The organism is Pseudomonas sp. HLMP, from assembly GCF_046365545.1.
In the GTDB taxonomy this organism is placed as follows: domain Bacteria; phylum Pseudomonadota; class Gammaproteobacteria; order Pseudomonadales; family Pseudomonadaceae; genus Aquipseudomonas; species Aquipseudomonas guariconensis_B.
The window spans coordinates 437,935-455,821 of the sequence record NZ_JBDLLR010000001.1 but is presented as its reverse complement, the minus strand read 5'-3'; the positions used below and the strand labels follow the sequence as shown (position 1 = coordinate 455,821).

General features: G+C 64.0%; 13 protein-coding genes. 8 read left to right on the top strand and 5 right to left on the bottom strand.

What is annotated here, in order from left to right; genetic code table 11:
- Positions 1–139: 139 nt before the first annotated feature.
- The gene (betT, locus tag ABFA30_RS02260) at positions 140–2,143 is read right to left on the bottom strand and encodes a choline BCCT transporter BetT (RefSeq protein WP_368815416.1); all 2,004 of its coding nucleotides are present in this window, start codon (positions 2,141–2,143) and stop codon (positions 140–142) included.
- 99 nt (positions 2,144–2,242) lie between these two features.
- Between betT and ABFA30_RS02255 the strand changes: the two genes are divergently transcribed.
- From ABFA30_RS02255 to betA, 4 genes are all read left to right on the top strand, one after another.
- Positions 2,243–2,482: a hypothetical protein gene (locus ABFA30_RS02255; RefSeq protein ID WP_225787495.1), complete on the top strand. Its 240-nt coding sequence runs from the start codon at positions 2,243–2,245 to the stop codon at positions 2,480–2,482.
- An 81-nt stretch (positions 2,483–2,563) separates the two neighbouring features.
- Positions 2,564–3,229 (top strand): transcriptional regulator BetI, encoded by a 666-nt coding sequence (gene betI / locus ABFA30_RS02250; RefSeq protein WP_225787496.1) that lies wholly within the window; start codon positions 2,564–2,566, stop codon positions 3,227–3,229.
- Between the two features lie 30 nt (positions 3,230–3,259).
- Complete coding sequence (gene betB, locus ABFA30_RS02245) at positions 3,260–4,732, top strand: betaine-aldehyde dehydrogenase (protein ID WP_253079870.1); 1,473 nt, start codon at positions 3,260–3,262, stop codon at positions 4,730–4,732.
- A 146-nt stretch (positions 4,733–4,878) separates the two neighbouring features.
- Entirely contained in the window at positions 4,879–6,570 is a 1,692-nt protein-coding gene (gene betA, locus ABFA30_RS02240) for a choline dehydrogenase (protein ID WP_225787498.1), read from the top strand.
- Between the two features lie 195 nt (positions 6,571–6,765).
- Here the strand turns inward: betA and ABFA30_RS02235 are convergent, their stop codons facing one another.
- Entirely contained in the window at positions 6,766–8,913 is a 2,148-nt protein-coding gene (locus ABFA30_RS02235; RefSeq protein WP_368815415.1) for a dermonecrotic toxin domain-containing protein, read from the bottom strand.
- Positions 8,914–9,082: 169 nt separating this feature from the next.
- Between ABFA30_RS02235 and ABFA30_RS02230 the strand changes: the two genes are divergently transcribed.
- The 4 genes from ABFA30_RS02230 to trxC all read left to right on the top strand — a co-directional run bounded on the left by ABFA30_RS02230 (position 9,083) and on the right by trxC (position 16,226).
- Positions 9,083–10,825 (top strand): potassium/proton antiporter, encoded by a 1,743-nt coding sequence (locus ABFA30_RS02230; RefSeq protein WP_225787500.1) that lies wholly within the window; start codon positions 9,083–9,085, stop codon positions 10,823–10,825.
- A 35-nt stretch (positions 10,826–10,860) separates the two neighbouring features.
- On the top strand, positions 10,861–14,169 hold the full coding sequence (mscK, locus tag ABFA30_RS02225; RefSeq protein ID WP_253079868.1) for a mechanosensitive channel MscK: 3,309 nt from the start codon (positions 10,861–10,863) through the stop codon (positions 14,167–14,169).
- Positions 14,170–14,247: 78 nt separating this feature from the next.
- Positions 14,248–15,708 carry a protein adenylyltransferase SelO gene (gene selO / locus ABFA30_RS02220; protein ID WP_410045114.1) on the top strand — a complete coding sequence of 487 codons (1,461 nt, stop codon included), beginning with the start codon at positions 14,248–14,250 and terminating at the stop codon, positions 15,706–15,708.
- An 83-nt stretch (positions 15,709–15,791) separates the two neighbouring features.
- A complete protein-coding gene (gene trxC, locus ABFA30_RS02215) occupies positions 15,792–16,226 on the top strand; it encodes a thioredoxin TrxC (RefSeq protein ID WP_368815413.1) in 435 nt (144 codons plus the stop codon).
- Between the two features lie 42 nt (positions 16,227–16,268).
- Here trxC and ABFA30_RS02210 read toward each other — a convergent pair whose 3' ends face one another.
- From ABFA30_RS02210 to ABFA30_RS02200, 3 genes are all read right to left on the bottom strand, one after another.
- Entirely contained in the window at positions 16,269–16,625 is a 357-nt protein-coding gene (locus ABFA30_RS02210; RefSeq protein WP_368815412.1) for a type II toxin-antitoxin system HigA family antitoxin, read from the bottom strand.
- Positions 16,615–16,923: a type II toxin-antitoxin system HigB family toxin gene (locus ABFA30_RS02205; RefSeq protein ID WP_410045113.1), complete on the bottom strand. Its 309-nt coding sequence runs from the start codon at positions 16,921–16,923 to the stop codon at positions 16,615–16,617. The genes ABFA30_RS02210 and ABFA30_RS02205 overlap by 11 nt, the downstream gene beginning before the upstream one ends.
- A 66-nt stretch (positions 16,924–16,989) precedes the next feature.
- A complete protein-coding gene (locus tag ABFA30_RS02200; protein WP_225787504.1) occupies positions 16,990–17,763 on the bottom strand; it encodes a ParA family protein in 774 nt (257 codons plus the stop codon).
- Positions 17,764–17,887 lie beyond the last annotated feature (124 nt).

Here is a 17,887-nt window from a genome sequence, read left to right as displayed (position 1 = left end):
CCTGCTGGTTGATGAGCCGCCAACGATGCGTCGCATCCCCTCGCCACAGGCACTACATATTGCAACTGACGACTTACCGCTCCCGAAACGACAGGGGCCCGACGCTCGCACGCCGGGCCCCTGCCCACTTCAGCCTCGATCAGCTGTACACGCGCCCCAGCAACTGGCGGTGGCTCTCGAACTGATCCAGCACGTCACGCACGATCTGGTCAGGGGTGAAGCCCATCAGGTCGTACTCCTGGCTGCCATCGTGCAGGTACACCTCGGCGCGGTAGAAGCGCTGGCGTACTTGCGGTTCACCTTCGACCGGCGCCTCGCTCGGCGCGGCCAGGTAGCCATCCAGGCTCACCTCATAGACGAAGGGGTTGCCCTCCTCCATCATCACCCGCAGGCCCATCAGGGCACGGGACTGGCCGACACGGGTCTCGACCTCGAAGCCCAGGGTACGCAACTGCGCCGCGGCTTCCTTCAGGGCCGGGCTGACCTGCTTGTCCATGAAGCGCTGGACCACGGCCTGGGTCGGCTGCAGCTCGAGCTGGGTCAGGCGCTCGCTGAAGCCACGACGACCACGGGCAGCCAGCTCGGCACGCTCCTGCTCGACCTGGGCATCCTGTTTCATGGCCTTGTACAGGCCGAACATGAACAGCACCAGGACCACCGAGAACGGCAGGCCGGCCAGCACCACCATGGTCTGCATCGCCTCGAAGTTGCCAGCGAACAGCAGGCCGATGGTCACCAGGGTGATCACCGCCGACCAGAAGATGCGCAGCCACTTGGGCGCGTCTTCATCCACCTGGCCGCCCTTGCACGACAGATTGGCCATCATCACCGCACCGGAGTCGGCCGGCGTGAGGAACAGCACGAAGCCGACGAACACCGCCACACCGACGACGATCTTGGCCGCCGGGAAGTATTCCAGCAACTGGTAGATCGACATCGACGGCTGCTCCAAGGCAGTCTTGCCCAGCTCCACCGCGCCCTGGTTGATCACCAGGTCCAACGCGGTGTTGCCGAAGATCGACAGCCAGGCCAGGGTGAAGCCCAGCGGGATCAGCAACACACCGGCGACCAGTTCACGCACGGTGCGGCCCTTGGAGATACGGGCGATGAACATGCCGACGAACGGGCCCCAGGAAATCCACCAGGCCCAGTAGAACACGGTCCACAGACCCAGCCAGCGCTCGGACTTGCCACTTTCGCCCTCGTACACGTAGAGGTCGAAGGTCTTGAGCACGATGCCGTTGAGGTAGTCGCCAACGTTCTGCACGAAGCCGTTGAGCAGGTGCAGGGTGTTACCGCCCAGCAGGACGAACACCAGCAAGCCGCTGAACAGCAGGATGTTCAGGTTGGACAGGCGGCGGATGCCGTTCTCCACGCCCGACACCGCGGCGATGGTGGCCACGCTGCTCATGGTCAGGATCACCGCCAGCAGGTTGGTCTTGCTGTGGTCCATGCCGAACAGGTATTCCAGGCCCGATGCCACCTGCATCGAACCGATCCCCAGGTTGGTCACCAGGCCCAACAGGGTGACGAACATGCCGAAGATGTCCACGGCATGGCCGGCGCCACCCTTGACCCAACGCTCGCCGACCAGTGGGTACAGGGCCGAGCGCAGGGCCAGCGGCTGGTTGTGACGATAGGCGAAGTAACCCACGGCCAGGCCCACCAGGGCGTAGATCGCCCAGCCGTGCAGCCCCCAGTGCAGGAAGGTCAGTTGCAGGCCCTGGCGTGCAGCCTCGAGGCTGGCGGGCGTGCCTTCCGGCGGGTTGAAGTAGTGGTCCAGCGGCTCGGAGGCGCCGAAGTACAGCAGCGAGATACCGATACCAGAGGAAAACAGCATGCCGGCCCAGGCGCCATAGCTGAAGTCCGGCTTGTCATCCTTGCCGCCAAGCTTGAGCTTGCCGAAGTCGGAGAAGGCAAGAACGATCACGAACAGCAGGTAGCCGCAGATCACCAGCATGTAGTACCAGCCGAACGTGCGCGTCAGCCACGACTGGGCGACGCCGAGCACACGGCCGGCAGTGTCAGGGACAGCGATAAGCAAGGCAGTCAACACGAGGATCAGCAGCGCCGAGGTGTAGAACACCACGCTGTTGACCCGGACCCTCTCGGCGGGGGGTTTGGTTAGGGAGGCAGAACTCATTGCACGAATGCTCCGGGCAGTGCGGGAGTGGAGGCTAATCAGTCTTTTCCCGAGCAAATGGTGCAATAGCCCCACTGCGTCAGGTGTTATAAAAGCACCTTGGAAACCGTGATCCCGAATCGAATCGATGCGAAAAAACAGACCGAAGCCCCGCTCCGAGGGCTTGCCGCACAGCCAACGACCGTTCGGCAGAATCTGCCACATGCATCGCTCATGCCCGTCAACGCCTTGTATTCCGGGGGTTACGCGATTTCCTGGGGTGTCAATCCGTGCCTGCTCGACCGCCTGAAAAACTGTCAATGGCACAAATTGTCGCAGAGCTTATTCTTTATTGATTGAACGTTCAATCAAAACAAAATAGACTGGCCTTCGCCGAGTCAGCCGCTCGTCGTCTGCTCGCAGGCCTGAGGAGATAGCAAGATGCCCAAGGTCGGTATGCAACCCATCCGCCGCCAGCAGTTGATCGAAGCCACCTTGCAGGCGGTCGATCAGGTCGGACTGGGAGATGCCAGCATTGCGCTGATCGCCCGCTTGGCCGGGGTGTCGAACGGCATCATCAGCCACTACTTTCGGGACAAGAACGGCCTGATCGCAGCGACCATGCGCTACATCATGAGCATGCTCAACGAAGGCGTGGCAGCACGGCGCCAGGCACTGACGGACGACAGCCCGCGCGCCCACCTGAAGGTGATCATCGAGGGCAACTTCGATGCGAGCCAGGTGAACGGCCCGGCGATGAAAACCTGGTTGGCCTTCTGGGCCTCCAGCATGCACCAGCCGTCCTTGCACAGGTTGCAGCGGATCAACGACCACCGCTTGTATTCCAACCTGTGCTGCCAGTTCCGCCGCGCCATGCCGCTGGATCAAGCGCGCACGGCAGCCCGCGGGCTGGCGGCCCTGATCGACGGCCTGTGGCTGCGTGGAGCCCTGTCGGGAGACGCATTCGACACCGACCAGGCGATACGGATTGCTTACGAATACATGGAACTACAACTGGCTAAGCAGCAGCGCCCGGACACGATCGACCAGGCCTCTGAACACCCGCGCGAAGCGATTGCCCAAACGGCAGGAGCACGACGCGGATAGCCCACCACACACTGCACTTGCGAGGACACTATGGCCCGTTTCGGAACGCAAAAACTCTACATCGATGGTGGTTATGTCGACGCTGGCAGCGATGCCACCTTCGAAGCCATCAACCCGGCCAACGGCGAAGTCCTCGCCCATGTGCAGCGCGCGACCGAAGCTGACGTCGAGCGCGCGGTCGAGAGCGCCGAACGTGGCCAGAAGGTCTGGGCCGCGATGACCGCCATGCAGCGTTCGCGCATCCTGCGCCGCGCCGTGGAGATCCTGCGCGAGCGCAACGACGAGCTGGCCATGCTGGAAACCCTGGACACCGGCAAGTCTTACTCCGAGACCCGCTACGTCGACATCGTCACCGGCGCCGACGTGCTGGAGTACTACGCGGGCCTGGTCCCGGCCATCGAGGGCGAGCAGATCCCGCTGCGCGAAAGCTCCTTCGTCTACACCCGCCGCGAGCCACTGGGCGTGACCGTCGGCATCGGCGCCTGGAACTACCCGATCCAGATCGCCCTGTGGAAATCCGCCCCGGCCCTGGCCGCCGGCAACGCGATGATCTTCAAGCCTTCGGAAGTCACCTCGCTGACCACCCTGAAGCTGGCCGAGATCTACACCGAAGCCGGCCTGCCGGACGGCGTGTTCAACGTCCTGACCGGCAGCGGCCGTGAAGTCGGCACCTGGCTGACCGAACACCCGCGCATCGAGAAAGTCTCCTTCACCGGCGGCACCACCACCGGCAAGAAAGTCATGGCCAGCGCCTCGAGCTCCTCGCTCAAGGAAGTCACCATGGAACTGGGCGGCAAGTCGCCGCTGATCATCTGCGACGACGCCGACCTGGACAAGGCCGCCGACATCGCCATGATGGCCAACTTCTACAGCTCCGGCCAGGTCTGCACCAACGGCACCCGCGTGTTCGTCCCGGCTGCGCTGAAAGAGGCCTTCGAAGCCAAGATCGTCGAGCGCGTGGCCCGCATCCGCGCCGGCAACCCGCAAGACGAGAACACCAACTTCGGCCCGCTGGTCAGCTTCCCGCACATGGAAAGCGTGCTCGGCTACATCGCCAAGGGCAAGGAAGAAGGCGCCCGGGTGCTGTGCGGCGGCGAGCGCATGACCGAGGGTGACTTCGCCAAGGGCGCCTTCGTCGCGCCGACCGTGTTCACCGATTGCCGCGACGACATGACCATCGTCAAGGAAGAGATCTTCGGCCCGGTCATGAGCATCCTGACCTACGAAACCGAAGACGAAGTCATCCGCCGCGCCAACGACACCGAGTACGGCCTGGCCGCCGGCGTGTGCACCAACGACATCAGCCGCGCGCACCGCATCATCCACAAGCTCGAGGCCGGTATCTGCTGGATCAACGCCTGGGGCGAGTCGCCGGCGGAAATGCCGGTCGGCGGCTACAAGCAGTCGGGTGTCGGCCGTGAGAACGGCGTGAGCTCGCTGGCCCAGTACACCCGTATCAAGTCGGTCCAGGTCGAGCTGGGTGACTACACGTCGGTATTCTGACCGACCGCCAAGCGCCACGCCTCAAGCTGCAAGAAAGAGCCGGTCGGCGTTGCGCCACCGGCCCTTGCAGGCCTCAACCATTCGCACGCTTCGCACGACTACCCTTACTTGTCGCTTGAAGCCTGCCGCTCAAATGGGAGAACCCCATGGAATACGATTACATCATCGTCGGCGCCGGCTCTGCCGGTAACGTGCTGGCCACCCGCCTGACCGAAGACGCCAACGTCAGCGTCCTGCTGCTCGAAGCCGGCGGCCCGGACTACCGCCTCGACTTCCGCACCCAGATGCCGGCCGCCCTGGCCTTCCCGCTGCAGGGACGCCGCTACAACTGGGCCTACGAGACCGACCCGGAGCCACACATGAACAACCGCCGCATGGAGTGCGGCCGCGGCAAAGGCCTGGGTGGCTCGTCGCTGATCAACGGCATGTGCTACATCCGCGGCAACGCCCTGGACTTCGACGGCTGGGCCAAGCTGCCAGGCCTGGAAGACTGGAGCTACCTGGACTGCCTGCCGTACTTCCGCAAGGCCGAAACCCGTGACATCGGCCCCAACGATTACCATGGCGGCGACGGCCCGGTCAGCGTGACCACGCCCAAGGCCGGCAACAACCCGCTGTTCCACGCCATGGTCGAGGCCGGCGTACAGGCGGGCTACCCACGTACCGAAGACCTCAACGGCTACCAGCAGGAAGGTTTCGGTCCGATGGACCGCACCGTGACCCCGAAAGGCCGCCGCGCCAGCACCGCCCGTGGCTACCTGGACCAGGCCAGGAAGCGCCCCAACCTGACCATCGTCACCCACGCCCTGAGCGACCGCGTGCTGTTCGACGGCAAGCGTGCCATCGGCGTGACCTACCTGGTCGGCGACAGCGAGGAGCGCGTGCAAGCCCGTGCACGCAAGGAAGTCATCGTCAGTTCCGGGGCCATCGCGTCGCCGCAGCTGCTGCAGCGCTCCGGCGTCGGCCCGCGCGCCCTGCTGGAAAGCCTGGACATCCCGGTGGTGCATGACCTGCCGGGCGTCGGCGAGAACCTGCAAGACCACCTGGAGCTGTACATGCAGTGGGCCTGCACCCAGCCGGTCTCGCTGTACCCGTCGCTGCTGTGGTGGAACCAGCCGGCCATCGGTGCCGAGTGGCTGTTCAACGGCACCGGTATCGGCGCCAGCAACCAGTTCGAGGCCGGCGGGTTCATCCGCACCCGTCCCGAGTTCGAATGGCCGAACATCCAGTACCACTTCCTGCCGGTGGCCATCAACTACAACGGCTCCAACGGCGTGAAGGAGCACGGTTTCCAGGCGCACATGGGCTCGATGCGCTCGCCGAGCCGTGGCCGCGTCCAGGTCAAGTCGAAGGATCCGCGCCAGCACCCCAGCATCCTGTTCAACTACATGGCCACCGAGCAGGACTGGCAGGAGTTCCGCGACGGCATCCGCCTGACCCGCGAGATCATGAACCAGCCGGCGCTGGACCCGTACCGCGGCCGCGAGATCAGCCCGGGCGAGCACGTGCAGACCGACGAGCAACTGGACGAGTTCATCCGCACCCACGCCGAAACCGCCTTCCACCCGTCCTGCTCGTGCAAGATGGGCGACGACGACATGGCGGTGGTCGATGGCCAGGGCCGCGTGCATGGCATGCAGGGCCTGCGGGTGGTCGATGCGTCGATCATGCCGATCATCATCACCGGCAACCTCAACGCCACCACGATCATGATCGCCGAGAAGATCGCCGACCGGATCCGTGGCCGCCAGCCACTGCCACGCAGCACCGCCAAGTACTATGTGGCGGGTGATGCGCCGGTCAAGGGCAAGCCGATGCGTGAAGTGAAGCAGGGCTGACCCCGCGGGGCCGCTGCGCGGCCCATCGCCGGCAAGCCGACCCCACAGGGTTCGCCGCCGTTCCTGAACGTTGCGGTGAACCTGGGGGCGACTCAATGGCTTTTGAAAAGTTCTAAGCAACCCAAGAGTCGAGCTGGCTTGCCAGCGATGGGCGGCATGGCAGCCCTGATTCGCAAGCCCTGCGGATCGTCAGACTCACGAAGCCAGCGCAAAGAACCGGCGCATCAAAGAGTCGTCGCCACCCCCAAGGCGCTGCGCCAATACCTCCCGGTCGAATAGCTCACCGTTGTACAGGTCATGCACAGCAGCGCCAGGTGCCGGCTTGTCCAAGGCCCTGAGGCGTACCTGCATGAAACGGTAGTTTTCCCCCTCCACCGCCTTCACCTCCTCGACCCTCAGATACCTCCCCGGCATCACCAGCGATTCGGCCTCGTGCTGCAAATCGGAAAAAGGCGCCACGGGTACCGCATGTGCCAATTCCCCCGGTTCCAGCACATACACGACAGCGGTTTCGTCGAATACCCCCCTGCCACTCACCTGCGCCGCCGGATCGTTGAATGTCTCCCAGAGGACATAAGGGTTTTCGGTGAACGAGGTGAAGTCTGTCGTGACCAGCACATCGCCCACCCCCAACCGCCCTTCATGCCAGGCCGCCATGCCGGTCCCTCGACAGGCCGATACGGCTCGATACAGCCGTACCTGGCCATTGGCACCGATGTACTCCAAGGCTTCAGCAAGGTCATGGCTACGCCTGATATTCGCAGCAAGATCATCCTCCAGAGGCAGGCCACGCCACAGGTTGTTGTAGCGGTTCGGCGCGTGGGTGTATTCACGAATGGCCCGTGAGCCAAAGCCAAGCCCATCCTGGTACACCGCATAGGGCTCGCCAAAGCTATCCAGGTACCGCCCCACCGCGTCGACCGACTGCCCATCGCACCACGGCACCTGCCCCAGCAGCCCGCGTTGACGTACCAGCGCCTGATCCGAGAGTTGCAGGAGTTCATCCGCCGCCGGACGCATATAGCGGCCCCACCACGAATCCGTGGGCGTGGTTATTTCTGGCGCTACCTGTCGCGGCAGCGGCGCCTCACTGAACAACGCGCCTGAGCGGATCATCAGGGAATCCAGGATGATGTACAGCACATCCAGCAACACAGCCCACCAGGCGGCTGCGCGCCACGCCGTCTTGCCAGCGATCGCTTGGTCCAGATGCAAAGCCAGGCTGCCCATGCCGACGCCAAGCGCTGTCAGCGCAACAGGCCACCCCAGCGGGGCCATGGGCGCGATGACGAGGGTCGCGGTGTGCAACCCTGACAACCAATTGGCCTTGCGCAACTGGGCATTGGTGGTCAGGCGCTCGTGGGCGTTGCTCGCCAGTTCATCCATGGCCTGGTCGCGCAGGCGCACGAATACATCGCCGGGCACTTGCTGGTTTTCAATACGGACCGTGGAGGGCGAGGCGTGTAACCGCTCACAGATTTTCTCCAACTGCGGACGCATCGACCGGGCGTGCGCATCCTCGCCGAGAAAATACGCCATGAAGCGCTCGCGACCTTGCATCGTACCGACGAGTCCCCGCATCCAGTCTTCAAGACCCCGAAGCCCCTTGAACATCATCAGCGCGCCCTGGTCGTCCGCCGCATACAGGCAGTGCCTGCCCGTATCCAGCACAAGGTGCAGCAGGGTACGCGCCGGGATCCCATCGACCATCAACATACCGAAACCCCGAGCTGCCCCCTGCTCGCGAGGCGCCCGCAGGGCCTCGAGCGTGAGGGGGGTTTGCGCTTTGCCCAAGGCAGCGGCAAGCACTTGCTTGCGCTCCTGCGCTTCGAGCGATGCCCGAGCGACCGCGGCTAGAAAGCGCGCCCGCGCCAATACGCAGAAGTCTTCGCCACGCTGCGTCTGGAAACGCACCAGCCGACGCGCGTACACCTGGGCGAAATCCATTGCCCAGAACATCTCGAGCACCGCCTGCGGTGCCAGGCGCAGCTCATTGCGCTCGTCATAGCACGCATGGCTGCCGTCCACGCGATAAAAGCCACCGTAGGTCGCCAGCAGATCGGCATTGTCCTGCTGCTGTGGACTAAAACGCTGTATCACCAGCTCCGTAAGGGTCAAGGACCTGCGCGGCCGCCCAAGGTGCTGCCAACCGGTATAACTGCGCCGGCTGCCGATTGCAGTATCGAAGCCATGCCAATAGATCTTGTCGGGATCGAGCCAATAGCCCAATTGTCGCCTCAGTACATGGCCGGCGGCCTGGCGGGCCAGCCCTTGCAGATCAGGAAACTGCCCCAGGTAGCGCTTGGCAATCATCTCCAGTGTCGGTTCATCGTGGGTACTCATGGCGCTCGACCTTCGCTTCGTTATTAAAGAGCCCCACTGAACCCTAAGTCTCGGATAGCCGTGCGGTAACGCTTTACAGCCCGCTGCGGCATCAGGTTAGAATCGCTTGGCACACAGCCTGTGCGCGCGCAAGTCGCCCCTCCCTTCGCTTTTCCCCGGAGTACTGCCTTTGGATGCGAGCACCATCAATAGCCTGTTTCTGATCGGCGCATTGCTGGTGGGCGCAAGTATCCTGGTCAGCTCGCTCTCGTCCCGCCTGGGCATTCCTATCCTGGTCATCATCCTCGCCGTCGGCATGGTCGCGGGCGTCGATGGTGGCGGCATCATCTTCAACAACTACCCGACCGCCTACCTGGTGGGTAACCTGGCCCTGGCCGTGATCCTCCTCGACGGCGGCCTGCGCACGCGAGTGGCCAGTTTTCGCGTGGCCCTGTGGCCGGCGTTGTCGCTGGCCACCGTGGGCGTGCTGATCACCACCGGGCTGACCGGCATGGTCGCGGCCTGGCTGTTCGACCTCAACCTGATCCAGGGCTTGCTGATTGGCGCCATCGTCGGCTCCACCGACGCTGCGGCGGTGTTCTCCCTGCTCGGTGGCAAGGGTCTGAACGAACGGGTCATGGCCACGCTGGAGATCGAGTCGGGCAGCAACGACCCGATGGCGGTGTTCCTCACCGTCACCCTGATCGACATGATCGCCAGCGGCCAGACAGGCCTGGACTGGGGCCTGCTCGGCCATCTGGTCCGCGAATTCGGCATCGGCGGCCTGCTCGGCCTGGGCGGTGGCTGGCTGGTGCTGCAACTGGTCAACCGCATCAACCTGGCCAGCGGCCTGTACCCGATCCTGGTAGTCGCTGGCGGTCTGGTGGTGTTCTCCCTGACCAACGCCCTGCACGGCAGCGGCTTCCTCGCCGTGTACTTGTGCGGCCTGGTGCTGGGCAACCGGCCGATCCGCAGCCGTCATGGCATCCTGCACATGCTCGACGGCATGGCCTGGCTCGCGCAGATCGGCATGTTCCTGGTGCTCGGCCTGCTGGTCACGCCCCACGACCTGCTGCCCATCGCCGTGCCGGCCCTGGGCCTGGCGCTGTGGATGATCCTCTTCGCCCGGCCGCTGTCGGTGGTCGCCAGCCTGTTGCCGTTCAAGGCGTTCCACGGCCGCGAGAAGGCGTTCATCTCCTGGGTCGGCCTGCGCGGCGCGGTGCCGATCATCCTGGCCGTGTTCCCGCTGATGGCCGGCCTGCCGGATGCCCAGCTGTTCTTCAACCTGGCCTTCTTCATCGTCCTGGTATCGCTGCTGGTGCAGGGCACCAGCCTGCCGTGGATGGCCAAGCTGCTGAAGGTCACGGTACCGCCCAACCCCGCGCCGATCTCCCGTTCCGCACTGGAAGTGCACATCACCAGCGAGTGGGAGCTGTTCGTCTATCGCCTGGGCGCCGAGAAGTGGTGCATCGGCGCCGCCCTGCGCGAACTGAAGATGCCCGAAGGCACCCGTATCGCCGCGCTGTTTCGCGGCGAGCAACTGCTGCACCCTTCGGGCAGCACGGTACTGGAAGCCAACGACATGCTCTGCGTGATCGGCCATGAGCACGACCTGCCAGCCCTGGGCAAACTGTTCAGCCAGCCGCCGCAGCGTGGCCTGGACCTGCGCTTCTTCGGCGACTTCGTCCTCGAAGGGGATGCCGAGCTGGGCGCGGTGGCGGCACTTTATGGCCTGAAACTGGACGGCCTGGACGCGAAAATGTCGTTGGCGCAGTTCATCCGACAAAAGGTCGGAGGCGCTCCAGTAGTAGGCGATCAGATCGAATGGCACAGCACGTTGTGGACCGTCGCGCTGATGGAAGGGAACAAGATCCTCAAGGTGGGCGTCAAATTCCCGGAAGGTACTCGACCCGGCCCCGGGTTGTTCCTCTAAACTCCGATCTGCCCCGTTTCGCAAGAATTCTGCCTATGTCCCTGCGCGTGTACATTCGCGCAGCCCTGCTCGGGCTGTGCCTGTCCCTCTCGTTCGCCGCCACGGCGGCCGAGGCCCCGACCACCGCCAACATCCAGAACAGCCTCGACAAGATCGCCGAGCGCAAGCTGCCCGAAGCCGAGCAGAAGGCTCTGCAACAAGTGCTCGAGCAGACCCTGGCCCTGCTCGTCAGCAAGGAAGACAGCGAAAAGAAACTCGCCGCGCTCAAGCAGCAGTTGGCCGATGCCCCGGAACAGACCCGTGAAAGCCAGCGCGAGCTGGCCAAGCTCAAGGACAGCAAGAGCGTGCCGGTGGCCCAGCGCTACGCCAACCTCACCGTGCCGCAGCTGGAGCAGATGCTCAACGAGCGCAGCACCCAGCAGGGTGAGCTGCAGAAGGCGCTGTCCGAGGCCAACAGCCTGATCATCAACTCCCAGACCCGTCCCGAGCGGGCCCAGGCCGAGATCAGCAACAACCAGACCCGTGCCCAGCAGATCAACAACAGCCTCAAGTCCGGCAAGGACAACGGCAAGCCGCTGTCCACCGATCAGCGCAACCAGCTCAATGCCGAGCTGGCCTCGATCACCGCCCTGACCCAGCTGCGCCGCCAGGAACTGGCCGGCAACAGCTTGCTGCAGGACCTGGGCAATGCCCGCCACGACCTGCTGATCGAGCGTGCCACGCGACTGGAGCAGGAGATCCAGGAGCTGCAGACGCTGATCAACGACAAGCGCCTGGCCCAGTCCCAGCAAACCGTCACCCAGCAGTCGATCGAGGCGCAGAAAGCGGGTGGCAGCACCCTGCTGGCCAACGAGAGCTCAGCCAACCTCAAGCTCTCCGACTACCTGCTCAAGAGCACCGACCGCCTCAACGAACTGACCCAGCAGAACCTGCGGACCAAGCAGCAGCTCGACACCCTGACCCAGGCCGACCAAGCCCTGGACGAGCAGATCAACGTGCTCAAGGGCAGCCTGCTGCTGTCGAAGATCCTCTACAAGCAGAAACAAGCCCTGCCACACCTGACAGTCGACCGCGACCTGGCTGACCAGATCGCCGACATCCGCCTGTACCAGTTCGAGGTCAACCAGCAGCGCGAACAGATGAGCAGCCCGTCCACCTACGTCGACCGGCTGCTGGCCAACCAGCCCCAGGAAAACGTCACGCCCCAGCTGCGCAAGGCCCTGCTGGAAGTGGCGCTCACTCGCAGCGACCTGCTCGAGCGCCTGAACCGCGAGCTCTCGGCACTGCTCAACGAGTCCATCACCCTGCAACTGAACCAGAAGCAGTTGCTCAGCACCGCCCAGAACCTGCGCACCACCCTGGAAGAGCAGATGTTCTGGATCCCCAGCAACAAGCCGCTGGACTGGGAGTGGCTGCGCTACGTGCCGCAACGGCTCGCCGAGCAGGTGATCAGCCTGCCTTGGGGCTCAGGCATCAAGGAACTGACCGATGGCCTGGTCCAGCAACCACTGCTGTTCCTGCCCCTGCTGCTGGTGATCGGCGCCCTGCTGTGGCGTCGCAAGTACCTGTACCAGCGCCTGGGCAAGGTTCACCAGGACATCGGCCACTTCAAGCGCGACAGCCAGTGGCACACGCCCCAGGCGATCCTGATCAACGTCCTCCTGGCCCTGCCGGTCAGCCTGGCCCTCACCCTGGGCAGCTACGCCTTGCAGATCGATGCCCGCGGGCAGAACGCCAACCTCGGCGCCGCACTCTGGCAGATCGCCCAGGCCTGGTTGGTGTTCTACACCGCCTACCGCATCCTCGCCCCCGGTGGCGTGGCCGAGATCCACTTCCGCTGGCACAAGCCGCAGGTCGAGTTCCTCCGTGGCTGGGTGCGCCGCCTGGGCACCGTGGTGCTGGCGCTGGTCGGCGTGGTGGCAGTGGCCGAACACCAGCCCTCGGCCCTGGCCGACGATGTCCTCGGCATCGGCGTGGTGCTCACCTGCTATGCGCTGATGGCCTGGCTGCTCAGCCGCCTGCTGCTGAGCAGCCCGGCACACCGTGACACCTCGCTGTTCCGCAAGGCAGTTGGGGTGGCCTTCACCGCCCTGCCGATCGCCCTGTTCGTGGCGGTGTGCTTCGGCTACTACTACACCGCCCTCAAGCTCACGGACCGGCTGATCTACACCCTCTACCTGCTGCTGTTCTGGCTGGTGATCGAGGCCGCCTTCGTCCGTGGCCTTTCCGTGGCAGCGCGACGCCTGGCCTACCAGCGCGCCCTGAGCAAGCGCCAGGCGGCCAAGGAAGGCCTGGATGGCGAAGTGATCACCGAGGAACCGGCCCTGGACATCGAGCAGGTCAACCAGCAGTCCCTGCGCCTGATCCGCCTGGCCCTGCTCGGCGGCTTCATCGGCGGCCTGTACTGGGTCTGGTCGGACCTGATCACGGTCTTCTCGTACCTCAACAACGTCACCCTGTACGAGTACAGCAGCGGCACCGGCGCCGCCGCCAGCATGGTGCCGATCAGCCTCGGCGACCTGCTCGGCGCACTGTTGATCGTCGGCATCACCTTCGCCCTGGCCGGCAACCTGCCTGGACTGCTGGAAGTGCTGGTGCTGTCGCGCCTGAACCTGGCCCAGGGCAGCGCCTATGCCACCACCACGCTGCTGTCCTACGTGATCGCCGGGGTCGGCTTCGTCAGCACCCTGTCGACCCTCGGGGTCAGTTGGGACAAGCTGCAATGGCTGGTGGCCGCGCTATCGGTGGGCCTGGGCTTCGGCATGCAGGAGATTTTCGCCAACTTCATCTCCGGCATCATGATCCTGTTCGAGCGCCCGGTGCGCATCGGCGACACCATCACCATCGGCAACCTGTCCGGCACGGTGAGCAAGATCCGCATCCGCGCCACCACCATCACCGACTTCGACCGCAAGGACATCATCGTCCCCAACAAGACCTTCATCACCGGCCAACTGATCAACTGGTCGCTGACCGACACGGTCACCCGGGTGACGTTGAAGCTGGGCATCGACTACGGCTCGGACCTGGAGCTGGTGCGCGAGCTGCTGCTCAAGGGCGCCCACGAGAACCCGCGGGTGCTTAAGGACCCGGAGCCGATCGTGTACTTCCTCAACTTCGGCGAAAGCTCGCTGGACCACGAGCTGCGCATGCATGTGCGCGACCTGGGCGACCGTAACCCGACGCTGGACGAGATCAACCGCTACATCGACCGCGAGTTCAAGGCCCACGGCATCAAGATCTCGGTGCGCCAGGTCGAGGTGTTCCTCATGGACCCCAGGGACGGCAAGCAACAGTTGATCCCTGTGGAACAACCAAAATCGGATGGCACTGCGCCGGCCTGAGTGCACTCGAATACTTTATCCTGTCCCGTATCCTCGCGAGGGCCGCGCCCTCGCTCGCGATTTTCCAGGAGCCGGCCCGTGAAAGCCCTCGATCAACTGACGTTCGACAACCGCTTCGCCCGCCTGGGCGATGCCTTCTCCACCCAGGTTTTGCCCGAGCCGATCGCCGAGCCACGCCTGGTGGTGGCGAGCGAGTCGGCCATGGCCCTGCTCGACCTCGACCCGGCCCAGGCCGAGCTGCCAGTGTTCGCCGAGCTGTTCAGCGGCCACAAGCTGTGGGAAGAAGCCGACCCTCGGGCGATGGTCTACTCCGGACACCAGTTCGGCTCCTACAACCCGCGCCTGGGGGACGGCCGAGGCCTGTTGCTGGGCGAGGTGGTCAACGAGGCCGGCGAGCACTGGGACCTGCACCTCAAGGGCGCCGGCCAGACCCCGTATTCACGTATGGGTGACGGCCGCGCCGTACTGCGCTCGTCGATCCGCGAGTTCCTCGCTTCCGAGGCCCTGCAGGCCCTCGGCATCCCCACCAGCCGGGCGCTGTGCGTAGTCGGCTCGAGCACGCCCGTGTGGCGCGAGACCCGCGAAAGCGCCGCCATGCTCCTGCGCCTGGCCCAGAGTCACGTGCGCTTCGGCCATTTCGAGTACTTCTACTACACCCGTCAGCCCGAGCAGCAGCGCCTGCTCATCGACCATGTCCTGGAGCAGCACTACCCCGAGTGCCGCGAAGCCGAGCAGCCCTACCTGGCCATGTTCCGCACCATCGTCGAACGCAATGCCGAGCTGATCGCCCGCTGGCAGGCCTACGGCTTCTGCCATGGGGTGATGAACACCGACAACATGTCGATCCTCGGCATCACCTTCGACTTCGGCCCCTACGCGTTCCTCGACGACTTCGACGCCAACTTCATCTGCAACCACTCCGACGACCGGGGCCGCTACAGCTACGCCAACCAGGTACCGATCGCCCACTGGAACCTCAGCGCCCTGGCCCAGGCGCTGACCACGGTGATCGAAGTAGAACCGCTCAAAGAGGCGCTGGGGCTGTTCCTGCCACTGTACCAGGCCCATTATCTGGACCTGATGCGCCGACGCCTGGGCTTCACCAGCGCCGAGGACGATGACATGGCGCTGGTCGAGCGCCTGCTGCAGCGCATGCAGAGCGGCGGCGTGGACTACAACCTGTTCTTCCGCCGGCTCGGCGAACAGCCCGTGGCCGAGGCCCTGAAGGTGGTACGCGACGACTTCGTCGACCTGGCCGGCTTCGATGCCTGGGGCAAGGACTACCTGACCCGCTGCCAGCGCGAGGCCGCCCACGCCGAAGGGCGACGCGAGCGCATGCATACCGTCAACCCGCTGTACGTGCTGCGCAACTACCTGGCGCAGAAGGCCATCGAGGCCGCCGAGGCGGGCGACTACAGTGAAGTGCGGCGGTTGCACCAGGTATTGTGCAAACCGTTCGAGGAACAGCCCGGGATGCAGGCCTATGCCGAGCGGCCGCCGGAGTGGGGCAAGCATCTGGAGATCAGTTGTTCGTCATAGCAGGGCTGCCTTGCCGGCGATGGGGCGCAAAGCGCCCCCAAGACGACGGCTGAAAGTCCACCTCGTACCGATAAGGAGCTCCCATGTCCGACCCGCTACTGATCCCCTGCCCCCACTGCAACGGCCTCAACCGCCTGTCCGCCGCCCGCCTGGGCGACAACCCCAGGTGCGGCCGCTGCAAGCAGGATGTGCTGCTGAACAAGCCCTTCGACCTCACCGAGCGCAGCTACGCCAGCCAGATCAAGGGCGACCTGCCACTGCTGCTGGACGTCTGGGCCGACTGGTGCGGCCCGTGCAAATCCTTCGCCCCGACATTCGAGCAGGCCGCGCGCCAGCTCGGTGGCCGCTGCCGCCTGGCCAAGCTCGACAGCGAAGCCAACCGCAACCTGGCCGGGCAACTGGGCATTCGCTCGATCCCCAGCTTGATCCTGTTCAAGAACGGCCGCGAAGTGGCACGCCAGGCCGGCGCTTTTCCACTCCAGTCACTGCTGGAGTGGTTGCGCGGCCAGGGGGTCTAGTGGCCTGTACTCGAGTTCACCACACAGGCCACTAGTCATATATCAAGCACCGGCCAGTAGGGACTCATAGGGTATACGAAGGCCATCATGAAGCCGCTTGATCATGGAAAGGCTCAATCCGCGCTTTCCGTTCAAGACCTCGGATACACGCCCGCTCGGACCTATGTAGCGCTCTAGGTCTCGCGGAGTCAGGCCTTGCTGATCCATGCAGAACTTGATTGCCGCGATCGGATCGGCAGGGTGAATTGGATAGTGCTTGTTTTCATAGACTTCAATCAGTGTCACAAGCACTTCCATTTCGTCAGCCTCAGGCGTACCAGCCTCAGCCTGGAAAATGCTTTCAAGCCGCTGGAATGCTGCTCGAAGATCGTCATCATTGCGGATCGGCTTAATATTCACTGATCGTCTCCATGTCTATCTCGTCATAGCGCTTATGCGTACCGACGAACTTGACCCAGGCTATACCGGCTCGATACTGCATCTCGACCACAAGCCGGTATTTATTGCCTCCGATGTTGAAGACCACGCGGTTGTTGCCACATATGCTGGCATTACCAATCTGACTCTTTACATCCCGAGGCGTTCGCCAGATGGCCTTGAGCACCATATCGTGCCAGCTCTCCAACGGTGCCTTGGCGTCCTCGTGCCCCGGTAATTCCCAGAACTTCACCAAGGTACTTTTGGCAATGACGCGCATCCAAGCAGTTCTCCCTTTTTGGGAGATCCCAATGGATATCTACGTTTGCCGCAAGCGACGCCCTGTTCACTCGAGCCGCTCAAGCAAGTCATGCAACTCCACGAACTGCTGGGTCAGCTTGTGCCGCGGCTCCAGGTGGATCAACGGCAGGCTGGCATGGTGGGACTCGCGCATCTTCACCGAGCTGCCCAGGTATACCGGCAACACCGGCAGGCCTTCGGCCAGCAGCTCGTCGAGCATCTGCTGGGGCAGGCTGGCCCGCGACTGGAACTGGTTGACCACGATGCCCTCGACCAGCAAGTCTTCGTTGTGGTCGTCCTTGAGTTCCTCGATCTCGGCCAGCAGGCCGTACAGCGCCTGGCGCGAGAAACTGTCGCAATCGAAGGGGATGAGCACGCGATCGGCGGCGATCAGTGCAGAAACCGCATAGAAGTTCAAGGCTGGCGGCGTATCGATGTAGATCCGCTCGTAGTCGTCGTCCAGCTCGTCGAGCAGTTTGCGCAGCTTGTTGATCTTGTGCTTGGCCTCGAGCTTGGGCTGCAGGTCGGCCAGCTCCGGGGTCGCCGTGACCACGTGCAGGTTGTCGAACGGCGTTTCGTAGATATCGACCCGGTTCTTCTTGGCGAACGGCCCGCTGGACAGGCTCTGCTTGAAGAAGTCGGCGATGCCCATGGGGATGTCCTCGCCGGTCAGCCCGGTGAGGTACTGGGTCGAGTTGGCCTGGGCATCCAGGTCGATCAGCAGGGTCCGGTAGCCTTCGCTGGCGCTGACCGCCGCCAGGTTGCAGGCGATGCTCGACTTGCCCACGCCACCTTTCTGATTGAACACCACGCGCCGCATGGAAGACCTCCGTGTATCAACGAATGCCCGAGTATGTGGCGGCACAACGGCAATGGCCAGCATTCTTCATTCAAGTTGCCCCTGGCCTGACCGACAACCTCAGTCAGACCGATTATCGGAAAAA

Excerpts from the sequence above, each read along its gene's own strand:
- betI (WP_225787496.1), top strand. The coding sequence starts at position 2,564 with ATGCCCAAGGTCGGTATGCAACCCATCCGCCGCCAGCAGTTGATCGAA.
- ABFA30_RS02235 (WP_368815415.1), bottom strand. The coding sequence starts at position 8,913 with ATGAGTACCCACGATGAACCGACACTGGAGATGATTGCCAAGCGCTAC.
- trxC (WP_368815413.1), top strand. The coding sequence starts at position 15,792 with ATGTCCGACCCGCTACTGATCCCCTGCCCCCACTGCAACGGCCTCAAC.
- betT (WP_368815416.1), bottom strand. The coding sequence starts at position 2,143 with ATGAGTTCTGCCTCCCTAACCAAACCCCCCGCCGAGAGGGTCCGGGTC.
- betB (WP_253079870.1), top strand. The coding sequence starts at position 3,260 with ATGGCCCGTTTCGGAACGCAAAAACTCTACATCGATGGTGGTTATGTC.
- ABFA30_RS02205 (WP_410045113.1), bottom strand. The coding sequence starts at position 16,923 with ATGCGCGTCATTGCCAAAAGTACCTTGGTGAAGTTCTGGGAATTACCG.
- ABFA30_RS02200 (WP_225787504.1), bottom strand. The coding sequence starts at position 17,763 with ATGCGGCGCGTGGTGTTCAATCAGAAAGGTGGCGTGGGCAAGTCGAGC.
- mscK (WP_253079868.1), top strand. The coding sequence starts at position 10,861 with ATGTCCCTGCGCGTGTACATTCGCGCAGCCCTGCTCGGGCTGTGCCTG.
- betA (WP_225787498.1), top strand. The coding sequence starts at position 4,879 with ATGGAATACGATTACATCATCGTCGGCGCCGGCTCTGCCGGTAACGTG.